At 42.9% G+C, this 20,768-nt stretch carries 18 protein-coding genes; 9 read left to right on the top strand and 9 right to left on the bottom strand.

Annotation, left to right across the window (positions count from 1 at the left end; all coding sequences use genetic code 11):
* The first annotated feature begins 344 nt into the window (after positions 1-344).
* Positions 345-869, top strand: a complete 525-nt coding sequence (locus tag BM528_RS05570) for a TlpA family protein disulfide reductase (protein WP_071979032.1) — start codon at positions 345-347, stop codon at positions 867-869.
* 61 nt (positions 870-930) lie between these two features.
* Here BM528_RS05570 and BM528_RS05565 read toward each other — a convergent pair whose 3' ends face one another.
* Complete coding sequence (locus BM528_RS05565; protein ID WP_071979031.1) at positions 931-2,394, bottom strand: M48 family metalloprotease; 1,464 nt, start codon at positions 2,392-2,394, stop codon at positions 931-933.
* A gap of 322 nt (positions 2,395-2,716) precedes the next feature.
* Between BM528_RS05565 and BM528_RS05560 the strand changes: the two genes are divergently transcribed.
* Entirely contained in the window at positions 2,717-3,802 is a 1,086-nt protein-coding gene (locus tag BM528_RS05560; RefSeq protein WP_071979030.1) for an AI-2E family transporter, read from the top strand.
* 100 nt (positions 3,803-3,902) lie between these two features.
* Here the strand turns inward: BM528_RS05560 and bcp are convergent, their stop codons facing one another.
* Both bcp and BM528_RS05550 read right to left on the bottom strand, forming a co-directional pair.
* The gene (gene bcp / locus BM528_RS05555; RefSeq protein ID WP_071979029.1) at positions 3,903-4,370 is read right to left on the bottom strand and encodes a thioredoxin-dependent thiol peroxidase; all 468 of its coding nucleotides are present in this window, start codon (positions 4,368-4,370) and stop codon (positions 3,903-3,905) included.
* Complete coding sequence (locus tag BM528_RS05550) at positions 4,348-4,905, bottom strand: glycine cleavage system protein R (protein ID WP_071979028.1); 558 nt, start codon at positions 4,903-4,905, stop codon at positions 4,348-4,350. Before BM528_RS05550 ends, bcp begins: the two co-directional genes overlap by 23 nt.
* Before the next feature lie 178 nt (positions 4,906-5,083).
* On the opposite strand from BM528_RS05550, the gene dapA reads away from it, so the two are divergent.
* The 5 genes from dapA to BM528_RS05525 all read left to right on the top strand — a co-directional run bounded on the left by dapA (position 5,084) and on the right by BM528_RS05525 (position 11,498).
* The gene (gene dapA, locus BM528_RS05545; protein ID WP_071979027.1) at positions 5,084-5,968 is read left to right on the top strand and encodes a 4-hydroxy-tetrahydrodipicolinate synthase; all 885 of its coding nucleotides are present in this window, start codon (positions 5,084-5,086) and stop codon (positions 5,966-5,968) included.
* 13 nt (positions 5,969-5,981) lie between these two features.
* Entirely contained in the window at positions 5,982-7,085 is a 1,104-nt protein-coding gene (gene bamC / locus BM528_RS05540) for an outer membrane protein assembly factor BamC (RefSeq protein ID WP_071979026.1), read from the top strand.
* Between the two features lie 12 nt (positions 7,086-7,097).
* Positions 7,098-7,811 carry a phosphoribosylaminoimidazolesuccinocarboxamide synthase gene (gene purC, locus BM528_RS05535; RefSeq protein ID WP_071979025.1) on the top strand — a complete coding sequence of 238 codons (714 nt, stop codon included), beginning with the start codon at positions 7,098-7,100 and terminating at the stop codon, positions 7,809-7,811.
* A 157-nt stretch (positions 7,812-7,968) separates the two neighbouring features.
* Positions 7,969-8,844, top strand: coding sequence for a DMT family transporter (locus BM528_RS05530; RefSeq protein WP_071979024.1), 876 nt, complete (start codon positions 7,969-7,971; stop codon positions 8,842-8,844).
* 344 nt (positions 8,845-9,188) lie between these two features.
* Entirely contained in the window at positions 9,189-11,498 is a 2,310-nt protein-coding gene (locus BM528_RS05525; protein ID WP_071979023.1) for a sensor domain-containing phosphodiesterase, read from the top strand.
* Between the two features lie 80 nt (positions 11,499-11,578).
* Here BM528_RS05525 and BM528_RS05520 read toward each other — a convergent pair whose 3' ends face one another.
* Positions 11,579-12,676: an NADH:flavin oxidoreductase gene (locus BM528_RS05520; protein ID WP_071979022.1), complete on the bottom strand. Its 1,098-nt coding sequence runs from the start codon at positions 12,674-12,676 to the stop codon at positions 11,579-11,581.
* Positions 12,677-12,910: 234 nt separating this feature from the next.
* On the opposite strand from BM528_RS05520, the gene BM528_RS05515 reads away from it, so the two are divergent.
* Complete coding sequence (locus BM528_RS05515; protein ID WP_071979021.1) at positions 12,911-14,146, top strand: sensor domain-containing phosphodiesterase; 1,236 nt, start codon at positions 12,911-12,913, stop codon at positions 14,144-14,146.
* 152 nt (positions 14,147-14,298) lie between these two features.
* On the opposite strand, the gene BM528_RS05510 is transcribed toward BM528_RS05515, so the two are convergent.
* On the bottom strand, positions 14,299-14,694 hold the full coding sequence (locus tag BM528_RS05510) for a DUF3718 domain-containing protein (protein WP_071979020.1): 396 nt from the start codon (positions 14,692-14,694) through the stop codon (positions 14,299-14,301).
* Between the two features lie 242 nt (positions 14,695-14,936).
* On the opposite strand from BM528_RS05510, the gene BM528_RS05505 reads away from it, so the two are divergent.
* The gene (locus tag BM528_RS05505) at positions 14,937-15,311 is read left to right on the top strand and encodes a winged helix-turn-helix domain-containing protein (protein ID WP_071979019.1); all 375 of its coding nucleotides are present in this window, start codon (positions 14,937-14,939) and stop codon (positions 15,309-15,311) included.
* Between the two features lie 140 nt (positions 15,312-15,451).
* Here the strand turns inward: BM528_RS05505 and yfaE are convergent, their stop codons facing one another.
* The 4 genes from yfaE to ubiG form a co-directional block, all read right to left on the bottom strand.
* Positions 15,452-15,724, bottom strand: a complete 273-nt coding sequence (gene yfaE, locus BM528_RS05500) for a class I ribonucleotide reductase maintenance protein YfaE (RefSeq protein ID WP_071979018.1) — start codon at positions 15,722-15,724, stop codon at positions 15,452-15,454.
* Positions 15,725-15,736: 12 nt separating this feature from the next.
* A complete protein-coding gene (gene nrdB / locus BM528_RS05495; RefSeq protein WP_071979017.1) occupies positions 15,737-16,867 on the bottom strand; it encodes a class Ia ribonucleoside-diphosphate reductase subunit beta in 1,131 nt (376 codons plus the stop codon).
* A gap of 113 nt (positions 16,868-16,980) precedes the next feature.
* A complete protein-coding gene (gene nrdA, locus BM528_RS05490; protein ID WP_071979016.1) occupies positions 16,981-19,302 on the bottom strand; it encodes a class 1a ribonucleoside-diphosphate reductase subunit alpha in 2,322 nt (773 codons plus the stop codon).
* Between the two features lie 552 nt (positions 19,303-19,854).
* Complete coding sequence (gene ubiG, locus BM528_RS05485) at positions 19,855-20,559, bottom strand: bifunctional 2-polyprenyl-6-hydroxyphenol methylase/3-demethylubiquinol 3-O-methyltransferase UbiG (RefSeq protein ID WP_083595212.1); 705 nt, start codon at positions 20,557-20,559, stop codon at positions 19,855-19,857.
* Between the last annotated feature and the right edge of the window lie 209 nt (positions 20,560-20,768).

Genomic DNA, 20,768 nt, shown 5'->3' with positions numbered 1-20,768 from the left:
TTGTCGCCGCTTTTTTATTTAGGCCCTTTGACTTAGCCCTTTTGACTTAGCCCCTTTGACTTAGCCCACTGGGCCTACAGGACTGTTTCGCGATTAAAATGCTTCCATTTAGCTCAACACTCGTACAACAAAGATCAGCACGCCCTTCAATGTTTATCTCAAAAATGTTGTAACTAGCTTTAACTATGTAATAGGTTAGTTAGAAAGCGCTTTGCCATGGTAATAAGTACAAGTTTTTAAGGTAATAGGTTTCAGAGCGCATGAATCTAGAGTACATGATTTAAAAAAGCACACGGATTTGGAGTTCAGACCGGTGTTAACTTATTAAAGTTGGTGAGGACAGTGTGAATTCAGTAGTCAAAGCAATTATCTTTTTTCTTATAGCAATAGCCGCGCTAAGTGGAGGCATATTCACATATCAGTCTCAACGAGGCGATTTGAAACCTTCAAAAGAACCAAGCTACGATTTTGTTACAACAAGCGGCCAAGAGTACCGCTGGCAAGACTTAGCGGGGAAGTGGACAGTCATTAATTATTTTGCCCCTTGGTGTGCGCCATGCTTACGAGAAATGCCTGAGCTAAACAGGTTCAATACGCAACTTCCCGACGACACGTTAATTTTCGCTATCAATTACGACCGAAAAACTCGTGTTGAGCTAAAAGAAATGGCGAATAAATTTGATATTAACGTGCCTATTATTTTTGCATCGGATGCCACTTATCTGCCAATGAAAAAACCGCCGTATTTACCGGCAACGTTCATTATTGGTCCAGACGGTAAGCTTAGCGATACCTTGATGGGCGAGGTAACCGAGACCCAGCTGCGTGAACGCATCATTTCGCTGAAAAATGCTCGCAACGCATCCTAGCTATTTAATTTAGGCCAATGGTATGGCTTTCCATTAGACGCTAATTAGTGTTTTACTGAGCCTAAAGTCGCTCTAGCCTGTCTTCTTGATCGCGAAATTGCTTGATTCGCGCTCGAATACGTTGTTTTTGCAAATGATTATCGGCGGCAAAATTGTAAGCATACTGAAGTTCATCAACCGCTCTGTTATAGGCTCCGTAAAGCGCATAAACTTCAGCTTTGCTCTGATGCATTTGAGAAAACTGCTTCGCTTTTTGATAAGCCTCACTCATCAGTTGATAGGCAACTTGATAATCCTTTTTCACTAGTAAGAAGTCTTTCAATAGCTCAATAGCGTCGTCATATTTCTGCGCGCTGATGAGAGCGTTAGCTTGGTTTAACGCTAACACCTGATTTCGTGGGTTATGCGTAACGTGTGGTTTAAGCATTTCTACCGCTTTTAACGGCTGACCTAGGGCAATATGAATATCTGTTGCAGCATCTAAATAAAATAGATTAGTTGGGTCTTTCTCCATTAATGTACGTAAAATTTCTTGCGCTTTGCGGTTCTCTTCATTTCGCATGTACGCTAAAGCAAGCCCATAAAGCGACGCTTCTCGACTGCGTTGAGCCTGCTGTTCTACCGCTGCCTGATAATATTCCAGGGCATAGTCTTTTTCAAAAGAATAACGAGATTTTATGCGTGCCTTCGCTAGCTCAAATTGTTTATTGATTGGCAGGTAGCGTCTTGGATAGTCGTTAGCTCTGCTACGCGCATCAGCAATACGGGTTTCGGTTAATGGGTGAGTTAACAATCTTGCAGGAGGACGTGAAACCATGCGGTACTCTTCCGCCATAGTTGAGAAAAAGCTGGCTGCGCCCTTGGGGTCGAACCCGGCTCTGGCCAACATAGCAATGCCAATTCGGTCGGCCTCTTGCTCATTAGAGCGCGTGTAGTCGATCTGTAACTGTGCCGATGCTGCTGAGCCTGCTTGCATGGCGGCCATACCCGCTTGGGGGTTTGCCATTGCAATAAGTATCCCGCCAATCAATGACGCCAGTGCAAGCGGAGAAGAGCGCTTTTGCGCCTGCATTCTTCTTGCTATGTGGCGCAGCGTGACGTGTGAGACTTCGTGCGCCAACACTGAAGCTAGCTCACTTTCATTTTCCGCTCGGCGCATCAACCCTGTATGCACGCCAATGTGACCGCCGAAAAAGGCAAACGCGTTAATAGCATCATTATTAACCCAGAAAAATTTGAAGGGGAATTTCGCATTATCTGCATGAACGACTAAACGGTTGCCCAAATCTTGTAAATATTCATCCAAAACTGGATCGGAAATAATCGGGCTTTGCCCCCGCATTTGACGCATGACAGCGTCGCCAATGAGCATTTCTTTATCAAGTGAAATAGCGTCTGACGCAACAACGCCAATTTCTGGAAGGGTATTCTTATTACTATAGCTCATATCTTGAGCAATGGCAGAAAGGCTGCCAATAAGCGCGCAAGATAAAAGAACAAAGAATGCAGATAATTGTTTTCTCATGAACCTACAACAAACGTTAATAACTGTTTCTTAGAGCGGTAAGTCGTTAAACAGTTTCAATTAAATTTTTATTTTGTGGCTACTTACTTAGGGCCTCACTATGAAACCATTGTGCATCAACCAACAATGTAATACCACTTCGACGAAATTATTGTTAACAAGGAGGTTAAACTTTAACCCACCGCCTTGCTTAACGTTAGTTATACGCAATCAAAGTCATACCAGTTTGATTTTCAAAGAATCTTGTCTAGTTAATATTGCTAATACGCCACCCGATAAACTATGATGCGTGTCCTATTCTTTGTATTTTCTGGATGTTGTTATGATCAGCGTTTTTGGGCGATGGTACCGACGCAAGTTTTCCGATCCTGATGCAGCTATGCTGCTGATACTCATTTTGCTCAGTACCGCAGTTTTGTTGCTATGGGGCGAATTAATTATGCCCGTTTTAGTGGCAGCTGTTATTGCCTACCTTCTTGACTGGCCCGTAACCCGATTAATTCGTTTGGGGGTGGGAAGAGGCATAGCGTGCGGTGTTGTCCTCCTTGGGTTTATTACGGTTACCATATTTACTCTCATTGGCCTTGTTCCTATTATTTCGAAACAAAGTGTTAATCTTATTCAAGAAACGCCACTGATTTGGCAAAAAGCACAAGAGTGGATCTTAACGCTCCCTGACAAATATCCAGATTATGTTCAGGTGTACCAAATTCATCAAATGATGGAGGGGCTTAACGATAGGCTCGTGGAAGTAGGGGAAACGTTAATCTCCATTTCCTTTAGCAATATAGCCAATATTGCGGCACTGCTGGTTTATATGGTGCTGGTTCCGCTTATGATATTTTTTATGCTGAAAGATAAGATGTTTTTTCTCGATAGCATTTCTAGAATTCTTCCCAAGGAGAGACGGTTAATCACTCAGGTTGGCCACGAGATGAATTCGCAAATAGCTAATTACATACGTGGCAAAGTTATAGAGATTTTGATTGTCGGTGTGGTGAGCTGCGTTACCTTCGTGCTGATGGATTTACGCTATGCTATTTTACTTGGCGTGTTAGTGGGGTTGTCAGTGCTTATTCCCTACATTGGCGCAGCCGTAGTCACAATCCCCATCGCTATTGTAGCCATGTTTCAATGGGGGATTAGCCCAGAGTTTTGGTACTTGATGATAGCGTACGGTATTATTCAGGGGTTAGACGGTAACCTATTAGTGCCGTTATTGTTCTCAGAGGCGGTGAGCCTTCATCCGCTCTACATTATTATCGCGGTATTGGTATTTGGCGGGTTGTGGGGCTTCTGGGGCGTGTTTTTTGCTATCCCCCTTGCTACGCTAGTCAAAGCGGTGGTAACGGCCTGGTCTAGTAACCCGGTTGGAAGCACGGCGAGCGAACCAGTTATTGAAAAGTAAACCTTATTGTGAAGAATAAGATCATAGGAATAGGGTTGTAAAAAAGCCCCTGTCTCAGAGAGACAGGGGCTTTTTGGTTATTGGTCCGTTAATGCTACTGTTAGGCATTATTTAAATAATCGAGTACTACTATGTGATGCTCTTTTGTTTTAAATTTATTGAAAACGTGTTCAATTACACCATCTTCATTGATTAAAAAGGTGAGCCTGTGAATGCCATCGTACTCTTTACCCATAAACTTCTTTAAGCCCCATACACCAAAGTCATCTGCTACGGCATGGTCTTCATCTGAAAGCAGAGTAAAGTTTAAGCTTTCTTTTTCTATGAATTTTGGCAATCTTTTTACCGCATCTGGGCTAATGCCTAATACCACGACGTTTTTTGACTTCAATTCACTTTGGATGTCTCTAAGACCTTGCGCCTGAACAGTGCACCCGGGTGTCATTGCTTTTGGGTAAAAGTACACTAATACTTTTTTACCTGCGTAATCGGTTAGTGAAACGGTTTCGCCATCTTGGTTTTGTAAAGAGAATTGAGGTGCTTTATCACCAGCTTGTAGTGTGTTCATTAGGATCCTTTTTCTGTTTATCTACCACTTTGCCCGTTACATTTAACGAAGCAAACAACGCCATTAGATCAGATTCTAATTGCTCAAAGTTTTCTGATGTGGGAAGTGAAACGACGAATTTACAACGCATGACATCATGCCCCGACTCGCGATAGGTACGTTGTCTAAAAGCACTTATCATAGCTTCGCGTTCAGCAAAGAAGCCGGTAACCGATTGAATTAGGCCTGCTGCATCCTCACCGCTGAACTCTACGTTAAATAGATGGGCAAGATTTTGCTTTTCGTGATGACTTGTTCGCTTCATCATCGAAAGTAAGTCTAGACGCTGTATGATGGCGGGCAATGTGCACTCCGCCTTTGTAATAGCGCTTTGTGTGCCTTCGATAATCATAGTTAACGAAAACTCTCGACCGTAAACCGCTTGCCTACTATCGAGAATATTGCATTGTGCTTGCGAAACTGCAGTGGCTATCTCACTTAAAATACCGCTTTTATCTGTACCTAAAAGTGTAACAATAAGTTGGTGTTTAGACATCAAATTCACTTTAAACGTAACAATGGCAGGATGTTAGCATAGAGTTTTTTGTTAAGTTAGTGCCTTTTTAGCTCTGTAGCTGAAGTTATTGTCAAAATCTTGTCTATTTACCGGTTCAACCGCTTGTGTTTAAGCACTGACATAATTAACATGTGCGCTCACATTTTGCGGAGAGATTATGTTTACTGGTAGTTACGTCGCACTCGTCACGCCCATGTTTGAAAATGGCGATATAGATTATAAGTCTTTAGAGAAGCTTGTTAAGTTTCATGTAGACCAAGGAACACACGGTATTGTGTCAGTTGGTACAACCGGTGAATCAGCGACGCTTCCCTTTGATGAGCACGTAAACGTGGTCAAAGAAACGGTGGCCATGGCCTCGGGCGCAATTCCAATTATTGCCGGCAGTGGTGCAAATTCAACTGCTGAAGCTATTTTTCTTACCGAACAACTTGGCGCTGCTGGGGTAGATGGCTTTTTAAGCGTTGTTCCTTATTACAATAAGCCGCAGCAAAAAGGCATGGTTGCTCACTTCAATGCTATCGCAGACGCAAGTCAAAAGCCGGTTATTCTTTATAATGTTCCTGGTAGAACAGTTGCGGACATGCTTCCTGAAACCGTTGCTGAGCTTGCTACCCACGACAATATCGTTGGTCTTAAAGACGCCACTGGCGATATTTCTCGTTTAAAAGAGACGCAGCCTTTGGTGCCAGCCGACTTTGTTATGTTAAGCGGTGACGATGGCACAAGCAGTGAATTCCTGTGTGAAGGCGGCCACGGCGTTATCTCTGTAACAGCAAATATTGTCCCCCAAGCTATTTCACAAATGTGTAAAGCTGCGCTAGAAAAAGATTTCGATAAATGTCGCGCCATTGATAAAACCATCGAACTTCTTCATAGCGAACTATTTATTGAGCCAAACCCTGTTATGCCGAAATGGGCGTTATACAAAATGGGCATGATGGAAAGCGCTGTTATGCGTTTACCAATGGTATTACCGGAACTATCAAGCCAAAAACGTATCGAAGAACTATTACAAAAATACGCTTTGATTTCTGGTTAATTAAGGAACACAGATGAATAAAACGCTGGCTATAGCAAGTTCAATCGCATTCGTTGCACTTGCAGGTTGTACAAGCCAAATGGATAGAAAGACTGCTTCTGGCAGTTATAAATATCTAGAAACCGAAGAGCAAAAAGAGCTTAAAATTCCTTCCGATTTAGACAAGCCTACTTTTTCTCGTGAATTTGCCCTTCCTGAGTTAGGTGATGAAGCAAGCACAGATATGTTGGGAAAGGCATTGCCAGTCCAGTCTCCTGCGCTGGTCCTTCCACTGGTAACGGGTTCTCACGTAGAAGAGGGAACGAATACCGCAACCATATGGTTTGACCAAGTAGATGACAGTCAACCGCTAAGCGAAGCTATTTGGAACTCGTTACTAAGCTATCTCGATGAAAATGGAATTGGCGTAGACACCTTCAATCCAGAAGAGCGCGTGCTAATTACCGATTGGATGGTGGTAAAACAAGACGTCGATGGCCCGTGGTATAGTGTAATTGACGAAGAGAGTGAAATTGGCCGTCGTTTCGAGTTCAATCTCAATGTAAAACCTCATGGCAGAAGCGCTGCGTTAAGCGTGGACCTTAAAGATTATATGAAGTCTGTTGGCAATGATGTTGTTGCCGAGATTTCAGAGATCGAAGAGCGCCGCGAGGAGGTTAGTGTTCTTAACCAGGTTGTTGGCCATTACGAATATCAAATTCGATTGGAACAGACACGCCGTCTTGCGCGTATTCGTAAAGGTATTCAAACCGAGATGGGCTTTAACTCTGACGGTGAACCGGCTTATGTTGTTGAGTCGCAGTACGATATTGTCTGGCCGCGCATGCTGCTAGTGCTTCGCAAGCTTGGCTTTAATGTGAAAGATTTAGATAAATCAAATGGCTTACTTTTCGTGACTTATAGCGGTCAGCAGGGCGATTGGTGGGACGGTTTATTCTCAAGCGATGAAGATCTTCTTGAAAAAGGTGATTATCGTTTGAAAGTTGCGAAAGCGGGCGATACCAGAACGTCTATTACGTTTATGGACAATCAAAGTACACCGTTTGAAGCAAATCAGGTTGCAGACCTTTATAGCGCATTCGCTGAGGTCATGTCAGAAGATAACCTTGATATTTAACTGAGACTGAGAATGGAAAAACGCGACGAGCTTTACCGAGGCAAAGCAAAAACGGTGTATTACACCGACGATAGCGACAAACTTATTTTGCACTTTCGAAATGATACTTCGGCTTTTGATGGTGAAAAAATTGAGCAACTCGACCGCAAGGGCGAGGTAAATAATAAGTTTAATCACTTTATTATGAATAAGCTCGAAGACGCTGGCATTGCCACGCAAGTTGAGGCGCTTTTATCTGATAACGACTCTTTGGTCAAAAAGCTCGACATGATCCCGGTTGAATGCGTGGTAAGAAACGTGTCTGCGGGTTCTCTTGTACGCAGGCTTGGGGTTGAAGAAGGCAAACTGCTTGCTCCGCCAATTTTTGAGTTTTTCCTCAAAAATGATGCGCTTCACGATCCTATGGTGAACGATTACCACATAGTGTCATTTGGATGGGCAACTGAATCTCAAATAAGCGAGATGAAGGCGCTAACGTTCAAAGTAAACAGTGTTCTTAAGGCGTTGTTCGATGAAGCCGGAATGTTGTTGGTAGACTACAAATTAGAGTTTGGCGTAGACGGTGAAGGCAATATTGTTTTGGGTGATGAATTTACCCCTGATGGTTGCCGTCTGTGGGATAAAGAAACCCATAAGAAAATGGACAAGGATAGATTTAGGCAAGGGCTTGGTTCGGTAGTAGAAACCTACATCGAAGTGGCAGAGCGCTTGGGTTTGTCACTTTAGTTATTGCTACGAAGTAGCGTTCACTGACAAGCGAAGCTCATAAAGTGTAAGAGAAGAGGACCCGTTAGGTCCTCTTTTTGTATGTGCAGGTGATACCAGTTGCCTAGATAATTACACTGAGTCGCCACGTCGCATGACTATTGTTAGGAGAAAGACTGTGCTTAAAGCAACGTTGCTTGTTGTGACCGCCATGATTGCGTTTGCTGCCAATTCATTACTTTGCCGAATGGCATTGGTAAATACCGACATTGATCCCAGCTCTTTCACCATCATTCGGCTGCTTAGTGGTGCGTTTAGTCTTTTAGTTTTAACCAAAGTTACCCAATTATCTCAATTACAAACTAGCAGAGACAGCTCGTTAGCTAAAAATGTAAAGCAACAGGGAAGTGTAGCCGCAGGCCTAGCGCTGTTCGTTTATGCCCTAGGGTTTTCTTATGCCTACATTGCCATGTCTACCGGTACTGGCGCTCTACTCTTGTTTGGCACTGTGCAAATTACAATGATTGCAACGGGTCTTTACAAAGGGGAGCGGTTTGCACCTGTACAGTGGCTCGGCTTTACCTTAGCAATAACAGGCTTAATACTTTTATTGTTACCTAGCAGCAGCGCACCCTCAATGACCTCTAGCGTTCTTATGGTGTTAGCTGGCATAGGCTGGGGAGCATATTCGTTGTTAGGTAAGTCTTCAACATCGCCTTTACTGTCTAGCGCAGGTAACTTTGTGTATGCGTCTATACTATGCATTCCTTTGGTGGCGGTTATATTGTTTGCCGAATTTCCTCTTAAGATTGATATGGTTGGTGGTGTCTTCGCGGTCGCGTCTGGTGCACTCGCTTCTGGTGCTGGGTATGCAATTTGGTATACGGCGTTGCCACTTATAAAGTCAACTACAGCGGCGACAGTACAACTAAGTGTTCCTGTAATTGCTGCGTTTATGGGATGGGCATTACTCGATGAATCATTAAGCTGGACCATACTGGTCGCCTCAGCCATCACCTTAGGAGGAATATTTTTAGTTGTCAGGCAGCGTTGATAGGTGTGTGTTTGATGTAAATCAAGCCCAATGTTAACCTAATATTCAATTGCGCTAATGTATTGAGAAAAAGCTGTCTTTAGTTATTAAATGTGGCTAAAAAGTAGCGAAAATGCAATTAAGTGCACAATTAAGCAAGTCTTATGTTACTTTAATTCCCAATTTTAACTACACTTATATAATGACCTTTTATGTGAAGCTAATGTCTATTTTCTGGCGTAGTTTTACCTCTATTTTCTAAATTTCCGAACAAATTCAAACGAGTTTAAACACAGAAATATACATAAGTGATTTTAGGAGAGACTTTGACTATCCCAGTATTGCCGCCAAACGAACTGAAACGAATGGATACGTTGCGCAGCTTAGAGATATTGGATACATCTCCTGAAGAACGTTTTGATAGAATTACACGAATTGCGTCGCAACTTTTTTCCTGTGAATTCGCTACTGTCTCACTTATCGATTCGGATAGACAGTGGTTCAAATCTCGGGTAAATGTAGATCTACAAGAGACCTCGAGAGATATCGCCTTTTGTGCCCATGCGATTCTAGAAAACGATGCACTAATAGTATCCGATACCCTCAATGATGCGCGTTTTGCTACTAATCCTTTGGTAACCGAAGAACCTTTTATTCGCTTTTACGCGGGCATAAAGTTGATGGTAGACGGGTATGCAGTGGGAACCATTTGCGTCTTCGACACCACACCGAAAACACTTTCCAATAAGCAAGTGGATGCACTTAAAGATCTTGGGCGTTTAGTCGAGCTTGAGCTTAAGCGTTCAGATCTTTCTATTTTGTCATCTGAGCTGGACGTAAAGCAGCAGGAGTTGAAAGAGTCTCAAAAACTCACCCGGGTGCGCAGTGCAATCCTTGAAAAGGTGGTTAACTCTGAATCGCTTTCCTTCGTGCTAGAAGACATTGTCGAGGCGGTTGAAAAAGAATATTCAGGTCAAATTTGTAGCATTCTGTTATTAGAGGGCGGAAGGTTGAAGGTAGGGGCTGCTCCTTCGTTACCTGATTTTTATAACAATCTTATCGATGGCGTTGAAATTGGTGTAGGGCAAGGCTCTTGTGGAACCGCTGCGTACTTAAATGAGTTAGTGATAACAGACGATTTACGCACACACACGTATTGGGAGTCGTGGCGAAGTGCCGCTGAGGAAGCAAAGCTAGGATCTTGTTGGTCGCAGCCTATCTGTGGCGCAAATGGTAAAGTACTTGGCACTTTTGCTATCTACCAGAGAGAATCGGGTGTTCCTACTGACGATGATATAAAACGAATTAAGTACTTTGCTCACATAGTTAGCATCGCAATTGAGCGCGAAAAAGCAGACGAAATTATTTGGCGACAAGCCAATTTTGACGGCCTAACAGGCCTGCCAAATAGGCATTTAATGGAAGATAACTTGTCTCACGCGCTACGTTCAGCAGACCGGTTATCGACAAAGGTCGCCCTCATGTTTCTTGATCTCGACCATTTCAAGGACATAAATGACACCATGGGCCATGGCGTTGGTGATAGTTTGCTAATTGAAAGCGCTAGGCGTATAGAGAGTTGCGTGCGAGAAAACGATAGCGTGGCGCGCTTGGGCGGCGATGAGTTTGTTATCATCCTAAATAACCTCCATGATGCGAGGGACATAGAGCGTGTTACTCAAGACTTGCTTACTGTATTGTCGAAGCCATTCACCATTGAGCAAGAGCTAATACACACTAGTGCCAGTATAGGCATCACATTGTATCCAGACGATGCACAAGACGTGACTAGTTTGCTCAAAAATGCCGATCAAGCAATGTATCGTGTAAAAGCTGGCGGAAGAAACAACTACGAATACTACACGGAAAGTATGCGTGAGGCCGCCGTCAATAGGCTAAACTTGCTGAACGATCTTCGTTATGCAACGGAAAATGGCGAATTCTTTATAGAATATCAACCCATTATTACGCTGGAAACTGGGCGCGTTCAGAAGGCAGAGGCCCTTATTCGTTGGCAACATCCTAAGCGGGGGCTTATTCGACCCGACGATTTTATCTCTATCGCGGAGGAATCTGGGCTGATTATTGAAATTAGCAACTGGGTTTTTCGTCAAGTGTGCGATGACATAAACTACCTCCGCAAAAACTATTGCAACGAGCTGCAGTTAAGTATCAATACCTCTGCCAGTCATTACTTTAGCACTGCCCCGAGTATTATGGAGTGGCTTGATGTTCTTTTAAATACGCATACGCCATCAAATGCATTAGTGTTAGAAATTACGGAAAGCTTGCTAATGGACGCAGATAAAAGCGTTACGCAGAAGTTATTTCAGTTTAGGCAAGCAGGGGTAAGTATTGCGTTAGATGATTTTGGCACAGGCTTTTCTTCCATCTCTTATTTGAAAAAATTTCCCACGGATTACATCAAGATTGATAGAAGCTTCGTAAATTCAATGACCGAAGTAAGTAACGACAAAATTTTGTGTGAAGCCATTATCGTAATGGCCAAAAAGCTCGGTATTGAAGTAGTTGCAGAAGGTATAGAAACCAATGAACAGCTTAATATTCTTAAAAATATGGGCTGTGAATATGGCCAAGGCTACTACTTCTCTAAACCGGTGAAAAAAGCGCAGTTCGAAACCATGCTGCGCAATCAATTAGAGAATGTCGGGTAGTAGCCTTAATCATTTAAACGGCATAGGTGACGTTTATTGATGTAGGTATTTGCTTTCTTTTCTCCGTAAATACCTCAGCGTTAGGACAGGGTGCTTAACGCTTTTCCCGAGTATTGTTTTAGCTCGTCTGTTCGGCCTTCTTTAATTTTGTTTGCCCAATTTGGATCTTGAAGCAGGGCACGTCCCACTGCAACCAAGTCAAATTCGCCCGCGTCTAGGCGCTCTAGTAAATCGTCAACAGAGCGTGTATTTGAGTCTTGGCCTTTGAACGCTCCGAAAAAATCATCGTTTAAGCCCACAGAGCCTACTGTAATTGTTGGTTTGCCGGTTATTTTTTTGGTCCAGCCTGCCAAATTTAAATCACTTCCTTCAAACTCGTTTTCCCAATATCGACGCTGAGAACAGTGGAATATATCAACACCCGCATCACTTAATTGCGTCAAAAATTGCTCAAGTTCTTGCGGCGTATTAGCGAGACGCGCAGTGTAATCTTGCTGTTTCCACTGCGAATAGCGCAATACAATAGGGAAGTTGTCAGAAGTGGCAGCGCGAATAGCCTTAATAATTTCAACTGCAAAGCGGCCTCGGTTTTCCATGCTTCCACCCCAACTGTCGGTGCGTTGGTTTGTGCCTTCCCAGAAAAACTGATCGATTAAATACCCATGAGCACCGTGAATTTCAACGCCGTCCATGCCTATTTTTTGTGCATCTGCAGCTGCCTGAGCAAATGCCTCAATAACAGACTCTATGTGTTCAACGGTCATAGGTTCAGCCCCTTGCTTTCCTGGTTTAAATAAACCGGAAGGCCCAGCACTTGGAAGCTCTGAGTGTGGTGCATTATCAGCGACTCTGGCCATTCCCACATGCCAAAGCTGAGGCATTATTTTACCACCTGCATTGTGTACGTCGTTAACTACCTTCTTCCATCCCGATAGGGCGTCCTCTCCATGAAATCGAGGGATAGTGGCACCCATGGTCGCGACTTTATCGTTAACTGTCGTGCCTTCGGTAATTATTAGTCCAGTACCTCCTTCTGCACGTCTTTGATAATAGCCTGCAACCTCATCAGTAGGTACGCCGTTTGGCGAAAACTGTCTGGTCATAGGCGCCATAACTATTCGATTATTAAGCGATAGGCTTTTTAGATTAAATGAAGAAAATAACGTGGTATTGGACATTGAACATCCTCTTGTTCTTGTTGTTTGGGTTATTTAAAACTCGATTTGGATAGTCAAAATAGTAAAGCGCGTGGGGCTTAAGTCAATTTACAATTGGTGATAGTGCACGATAAACAAGAAATGAATGTGTGAACAATTTAAAATTGCCGCTATAATCAGAAAAATATCAAAATGCTTTGCAACCAGGAACGTTGATTTTTCTAAAAGGCTTTTACGAGGCGCGCAGTACGATTTATGGCTTTATCTCCCTCAAATATCACTAATTTTCAGCATGTCGACCCATCAGATTCTGACGACAGTTTACATAAAATGTTATGCGTGATTCGAAAACATCTCGATATGGAAGTGGCTTTTTTCTCTGAGTTTGTGTCTGGCGAGCGGATTTTCCGAGCAATAGATCACGACTCGAATGTCTCGCCCGATATCAATGTCGGAGACTCTGACCCCATCAACGAATCGTATTGTGGAAAAATTTGTCAGGGTGAGTTTGAAAAAGTCATTCATGACGCTAAAAACCATGAATTAGCGAAGGATTTAGAGGTCACGGAAAAGCTGGATATTGGCTCTTATCTTGGCGTACCCATTGTTTTATCTGACGGTGAAGTGTTCGGTACGTTGTGTTGTTATAAAAGTGAGGCTGACAATACACTCAATCAGCGAGATTTGTCATTTCTTAACGCTTTTGCCGAGATCTATCGCGAACTCTTCGAAGAAAGAATGAAAAACACCACACTGTATGATCAAATGGCCCAGACAACGTTATCGGCACTTGAGTGTGATGTGCTCGATATCCATTATCAGCCTATTTACAGTGTAGAAACTGGCGCGATTTGCGGCTATGAATGTCTTGCTCGTTTTAATACAAGTCCCTACAGAACCCCAGATGTTTGGTTTGATGAAGCAGAAAAGGTAGGAATGGGAGAGGCCCTACAATTAAAGGCCATTGAGCAAGCACTGAATAACATGCACAGGTTACCTATTGACACCAGTCTATCGTTAAACATTGCCCCTGAGTATATACTCAATGGTTCTATACATAAGTTATTAGAGGGCGTTGATATTAGTCGGCTAATACTTGAAGTAACCGAACATTCACCAATCAACGATTACATTGCATTTCGCAAAAAGCTTGCACCGCTGCGAGAGCGGGGAATGCAGTTGGCTATAGATGATGCGGGTGCAGGCTATTCGAGCTTTCAACACATATTGGAGTTAGAAGCCGATCTTATTAAACTGGATTTGAGCTTAATTCGCGATATACATATACAACCGAAAAAACTTGCGCTGGCAAAGGCCCTTTGTGCGTTCGCTAAGTCTACCTCTTGTGTAATTATCGCGGAGGGTGTTGAAGTGGTCGATGAACTTAAGGTTTTACAACAGCTTGGTGTAGATCGCATTCAAGGGTACTTAACGGGTAAACCCATGGTGTTAAATGAAGCGTTAGCGCATCAATTTACGCTGCCGTTGTAAAATGAACTTGGTACAGTTTCCACTTTAAAATTGTCATAAAAAAGTCCGCTGTTGAACGTCAAATCAGACACAGCATTAAAAGAAACTGCTGCATAGGATTATAAGCAATGGGCGGACTTTGTTTTAATTACAGTAAAGTAGTGTGCAAGCTCTTATCTTGCTGTGTCAAAGCTAACGTGAATATCCTTTGGCAAGGTCGCACTATTGTTGGCAATGGCGTCTCTAATTTCCACTACACCACGGCGAGATGGACGGTGATGTTTTCGTAGAACCGATAGTGTTTTCACTGCTCCGTACTTTTGTGCAAAGTCGACGACGCTTATTCCATTACACACCAAGCCATTTGCTACCAGACTATAAGCTTTACTTACAATTTTGGTACCGACCATCATTTTCTTTACATCTCTTCGCAGTCCATGACTGTCATCGGTAGCGGCGTTTTTACATATTGATATAAGTCTCTCTTCCGTATACGCAGAAGCAGCGCCAGAGAACAAAATGCCAGTAGATAGCAAGGCTCCGACCATATAAATTGTAGAGTTTTTCATGTTGGTTATTCCTTTTCACATAGAATGGGGTAATGAGCAATTTAGCTACTTACTTCTTGTAGCTACACTCAGAGTAGTTGCCCAATTCTCGCCTGCCATGACGAACTTGTGTTAATAGAGTGACAAAAATAAACGACTCAAATTCATAACCTTGAGAATGAATGTCATGGTTTCATCATAGACAAAACACGTTGTTATCATCTATGTGGTATACTTAAGTCTTATAAATATCGGGGCACGTCATGAAAACTGTTGCCAACACCCTGATGTACGAGTCGGACACAAGACGATTGGTCCGTTCGGATGGGCAATATGTTTCTCTATCACCAGCATGCGATAGACTAATAACCAGTCTTATTGAAGCGAAAGAAAAGGGTGTACCCAGAGACGCCCTTCGGCGTATTGTATGGGGGCATGAGTACGTCAGCGACGATGCTATAAATCACCTTGTGTGCCGCCTTAGACGGAAACTACATTCCATTTGTGAAAACAACGAGTGGGAAGTAGAAACCTTACCCTGCCAAGGTTATAGATTACTCGTAAAAGCTCCTTTGCAGCCAGGCTTCCTTTCAACACTAGTAGGGTATTTTAAAAAATACTGGCGAGAGCGGCACTAGATTCATTTGGGTAAAACAGGGTTGAAACAGCCTTTTCTCTGCATAGCGGCCACTATCAACAGCGTCCAGTTTCAACGTGATAGACAATGTAGTGATTCAAGTAATGAAATAAGCTGGTATTTATACCAATACATGCAGGGTTAAAGAGGAACTTTAATTTTTAGAGGTTTCTTAGCCACACAACAACAGGGCAAAATTTCATCGTCGTCTATAAACGCTAAAGGGTCTGTAGTGTACTCAACTTCACCTTCGAGTAGCTTGGTTCTGCAGGCACCGCAAAAACCTTCTCGGCAATGGTAGTGAATATTGATCCCCGCGGCTTCCATAGCGCTTAGTAAGGTTTTATCGGAAGGGGAGTTGATATGCCCCACATCGACAATGTCGATGCGGAGCATATTATCGCTACTGCTCATTAAACTGCTTAATTACAGTTCAAAGTCAGCAAAGTCTTCTTCGCTTACCGCAGAGTCAATTTGACCAACTAGGTAAGAGCTTATCTCAGATTCTTGTGGAGCAACCTGTACATTGTCTGAGTTTAGGTAATTATTCATCCAAGGTAGAGGATTACTACTAACATCAAACGGCGCATCAAAACCAATGGCCGTCATACGCTGGTTAGCAATGTATTCCACGTATGAACACAAAATTTCTTTGTTCAGTCCAATCATTGAACCGTTCTGGAATAAGTAATCTGCCCACTCTTTTTCTTGCTCAACCGCATTCATAAAGATAGCGCGTGCTTCGTCTTTACATTCTTCAGCAATTTGCGCCATCTCAGGGTCGTCTTTACCCTTAGCCCACAAGTTAAGAACGTGTTGGGTTGACGATAAGTGTAGGTTCTCATCACGAGCAATTAGACGAATAATTTTTGAGTTGCCCTCCATAAGCTTTCGCTCAGCGAACGCGAAGGTACAAGCGAAGGACACATAAAAGCGTATAGCTTCCAATGCATTTACTGAGTTCATGCATAGGTATAGCTTTTTCTTCAGTTCATACATGTTGATAGTGTGAGCAACGCCATCAACGGTATGTACGCCTTCACCTTGAGTTTGCCATAGTTGGGTGGCAAAGATGAGGTCGTCGTAATACTTCGAGATATCGGCAGCGCGACGTTTGATTTCTTCGTTTACAACAATATCGTCAAAAATTTCGCTTGGGTCTGAAAACAGGTTACGCAAAATGTGCGTGTAAGAACGAGAGTGAATCGTCTCGTAAAAAGACCAGGTTTCTACCCAAGTTTCGAGCTCGGGCAGCGAGATTATTGGCAAGAACGCTATGTTAGGGCTTCTGCCTTGTACAGAGTCGAGTAGAGTCTGGTACTTAAGGTTAGAAATAAAGATGTGCTTTTCTGGCTCGGTTAATTTTTGAAAATCAACGCGATCGCGTGTGACATCTACTTCTTCAGGACGCCAGAAAAAACTTATTTGTTTCTCAATAAGCTTTTCGAAAATGGCATGCTTTTGCTGGTCGTAGCGCGCAACATTTACGGGGTTGCCGAAAAACATTGGCTCTACCAGTGGGTTTGTACTTTGTTGGTTAAACGTAGTGTATTTCATGATGACCTAACTAAAAACTTAATGATAAACGCGTATTTTTATTAGTGTTCTTGCTGCTATCTACTGCCTTTCGGTCAACTGTGTTGCCGAAAGAGCGCATGCCCTCTAAATAATTAGATTTTGCATGCACCGCCGGCACAATCATCATCTTCTTCTATCACTACTTCTTCTTGACGAGGAAGTGGCTCACTAGCTTTTACATCTAGTGCGGAGGTGTCTGACGCGCCGTCTCGGGTGTTATGATAATACAATGTTTTGACACCAAGCTTGTACGTAGTTAACAGGTCTTTAAGCAATAGCTTCATCGGAACCTTGTTACCGTCGTAACGACTTGGGTCGTAGTTGGTATTGGCTGAAATTGTCTGGTCGATAAACTTCTGCATGATACCAACGAGCTGCAAATACCCATCATTTGATGGAATATCCCACAGCAACTCATATTGATTTCTCAATGTTTCGTACTCTGGCACTACTTGTTTTAGTACTCCGTCTTTACTGGATTTGATACTGATAAATCCACGAGGTGGCTCAATTCCATTTGTCGCATTTGAAATTTGCGACGATGTTTCAGATGGCATTAGAGCAGATAGAGTAGAATTACGTAAACCGTAATTTTTCACTTCTTCGCGAAGCGCGTCCCAGTCGTAATGAAGAGGTTCGTTACACACCTTATCAAGATCACGCTTGTAACTGTCGATAGGCATTACGCCTTGAGAGTAGGTTGTTTCATTGAATTTAGGACACGCACCTTTCTCTTTAGCCAAGTTATTTGAGGCTTTAAGAAGATAGTACTGCATGGCCTCGAATGTACGATGAACCAAACCGTTTGCACTACCGTCAGAATATCTAACGTTATTCTTCGCAAGGTAATACGCAAAGTTAATAACACCAACACCTAAGGTTCTGCGCCCCATAGTGGCATTGTAAGCGGCCGGGACAGGGTAGTCTTGGTAATCAAGGAGGTTATCAAGTGCGCGAACGGCTAGGTCTGCCAATTCTTCGAATTCATCCAGCGACTTGATGGCACCTAAGTTAAATGCTGAAAGTGTACATAATGCTATTTCGCCTTCTTCGTCGTTCACGTGCTGAAGTGGCTTAGTAGGAAGCGCAATTTCTAAACACAGGTTACTTTGACGAACAGGTGCTACTTCTGGGTTGAACGGACTGTGGGTATTACAATGGTCCACATTTTGAAGGTAAATACGACCTGTGCTCGCACGCTCCTGCATGAACAAGCTAAACAGCTCCATTGCTTTAATCTGCTTCTTGCGAATGCTGTCATCGTTCTCGTATTTAACGTAAAGCTCTTCAAATTTATCTTGGTCGGCAAAGAACGCGTCGTAAAGACCCGGAACGTCTGAAGGGCTAAATAGCGAGATGTAGCCGTCTTTCATCATTCGCTGGTACATCAATTTATTAAACTGAACGCCATAGTCGAGATGGCGAACACGGTTCTCTTCAACACCACGGTTATTTTTAAGTACGAGAAGCGATTCAACTTCCATGTGCCAAAGAGGATAAAATAGCGTTGCTGCACCACCGCGCACGCCACCTTGAGAACAGCTTTTTACGGCTGTTTGGAAATACTTATAAAAAGGAATACAACCAGTATGGAAAGCTTCGCCACCGCGAATAGGGCTGCCTAACGCTCTAATTCTACCCGCATTCACGCCAATACCAGCCCGTTGGCTGACATATTTTACAATGGCACTTGCAGTAGCGTTAATGGAATCTAGACTGTCGCCAGCTTCAATAAGAACGCAAGAGCTGAACTGACGAGTAGGGGTACGCACACCCGCCATAATTGGCGTGGGCAAAGAAAGCTTGAACGTAGAGGCCGCATCATAGAAACGGCGAATGTAGTCCATTCTCGTCTCTTTGTCGTAGTTGGCAAACAAGCATGCTGCTACAAGAATATAAAGGAATTGTGCACTCTCGTATATTTCACCGGTAACACGATTTTGAACAAGATATTTACCTTCAAGCTGTTTAACTGCAGCGTAGCTGAAGTTCATATCTCTCCAATGGTCTATATAAGTGTCCATTTCGGCAAATTCTTCTGCCGAATAATCTTCTAGCAGATGGCTGTCATATTTACCCATTTCAACCATTTGTTTAACGTGATCGAGGAGTGCTGGCGGCTCAAACTGACCGTATGCTTTTTTGCGTAAATGGAAAATGGCAAGTCGAGCAGCTAGATACTGATAATCTGGTGCGTCTGTTGAAATAAGATCGGCTGCTGATTTGATCAGAGTCTCGTGAATTTCACTGGTGTTTATACCGTCATAGAATTGGATTTGAGCTTTAATCTCCACTTGCGAAACAGACACATTGCTAAGCCCTTTCGCTGCCCATGTGACAACTTTATGGATTTTCTCTAAATCAATAGACTCTTTTTCACCGTTTCGTTTGGTGACAAATAAATTATTATTCATGTTACCTAGCCGTTTGTCTGTTAGCGCGTAAAGCGAAAGTTTTTTCTAACCCACTTTATGTCGTTTTAGTTTGTGTTGTATTTCTTTTGTGCGTGTATCGAAGTGCGAATGTTGCGCTGTAGGTCAGAGATTTCAGACCGCCTTGTTAAATACACGCACGCAAGCCGTCTTAACCGTTAGAATACAGTAGAGACTGCCGATAAATTTTTACTTTTAGTTTGTCCTGAAAAGGGCTTGTATGGTTGATACCAAAAGCCGCTGTCAGATCCTGAAATTATTGCTGGATCTCCAGTTGGACAGAACACAAGATAGTGAGGTTTGAGCTGTAATGCAACCCAATATCTGGTGGTATTTCCAACACTCAATCTGGCATAGATTTTACGTTAGTAACAACTAACTTTTTAGCGTTCTACAAGCTTCAATTAAATCAAATGCAAGCACTTTTCGTACTTTGATCTGTCGCTAAATTAATTTAATATTAAAAACGCTTTTTTATGAAAACACGATATATGGTGTATGAAATATCACCATGGCCCAATATGTAGTGTTAAGTTAGCTTTGTACCACTGTATATAGAAGGTAATTAACATCTACATTATTTGCAGATAAGTAAAAGCCTTGGGTGATCGGATCCATGTGTAACCCTGTCATATCTTTAGGCAATAAACCTGCTTTGTCTGTCATTGCCATCAGCTCAGATGGTTTTAAAAACTTCTTATGATCGTGAGTGCCTTTCGGCACGAGTTTGAGAATATACTCGGCGCCAACGATCCCCATCAAATACGACTTCACATTTCGATTAAGCGTAGAGAAAAATACATGGCCGCCTGGTTTTGCTAACTTTGCGCAGGCTTTTACTACTGACTCAGGATTAGGTACGTGCTCTAGCATCTCCATACAAGTCACTACGTCAAATTTTCCCGCGTGTTCAGACGCAAAGTCTTCAGCTGTAGAGCATACATAATTTACTTTAACACCCGATTCTAATCCGTGTAGCTTGGCCACCTCTAAAGAAGCTTGCGCCATATCGAGACCAGTAACTTCTGCGCCCGCTTTAGCCATAGATTCGGCTAGAATGCCGCCACCGCAGCCAATATCAATCACCGACTTACCGAACAATCCTTGTGTATGTTGATTAACAAAATCAAGGCGCAATGGGTTTATTAGATGTAAAGGCTTAAATTCTCCTTCTGGATCCCACCACCGAGAGGCTAGTTGAGAGAATTTTTCTATTTCTTGTTGGTCAACATTTGTCATGGGTAAGTAATTCCTCCGATTACGAGTTAATAACATAACGTAAAACCCGTCATTGGAGTTACATTTTTTGGTGAAAACAGAGGTGTAAATTGCTCGTCTGCGCGAAAAATAATCGCTTGCCTTGTTGAGGGGGAATAACCGCAATTAAGCGCTACATAAATCTGTCATCAAGTGGTACACTGACGAAACGATTATGAACCCACATAATA

It is taken from the genome of Alteromonas sp. RW2A1 (assembly GCF_001886475.1).
GTDB classification, from domain to species: Bacteria; Pseudomonadota; Gammaproteobacteria; order Enterobacterales; family Alteromonadaceae; genus Alteromonas; species Alteromonas hispanica.
Note: the sequence above shows the minus strand (reverse complement) of the source record. Positions and strands in the feature narration are given on the sequence as shown.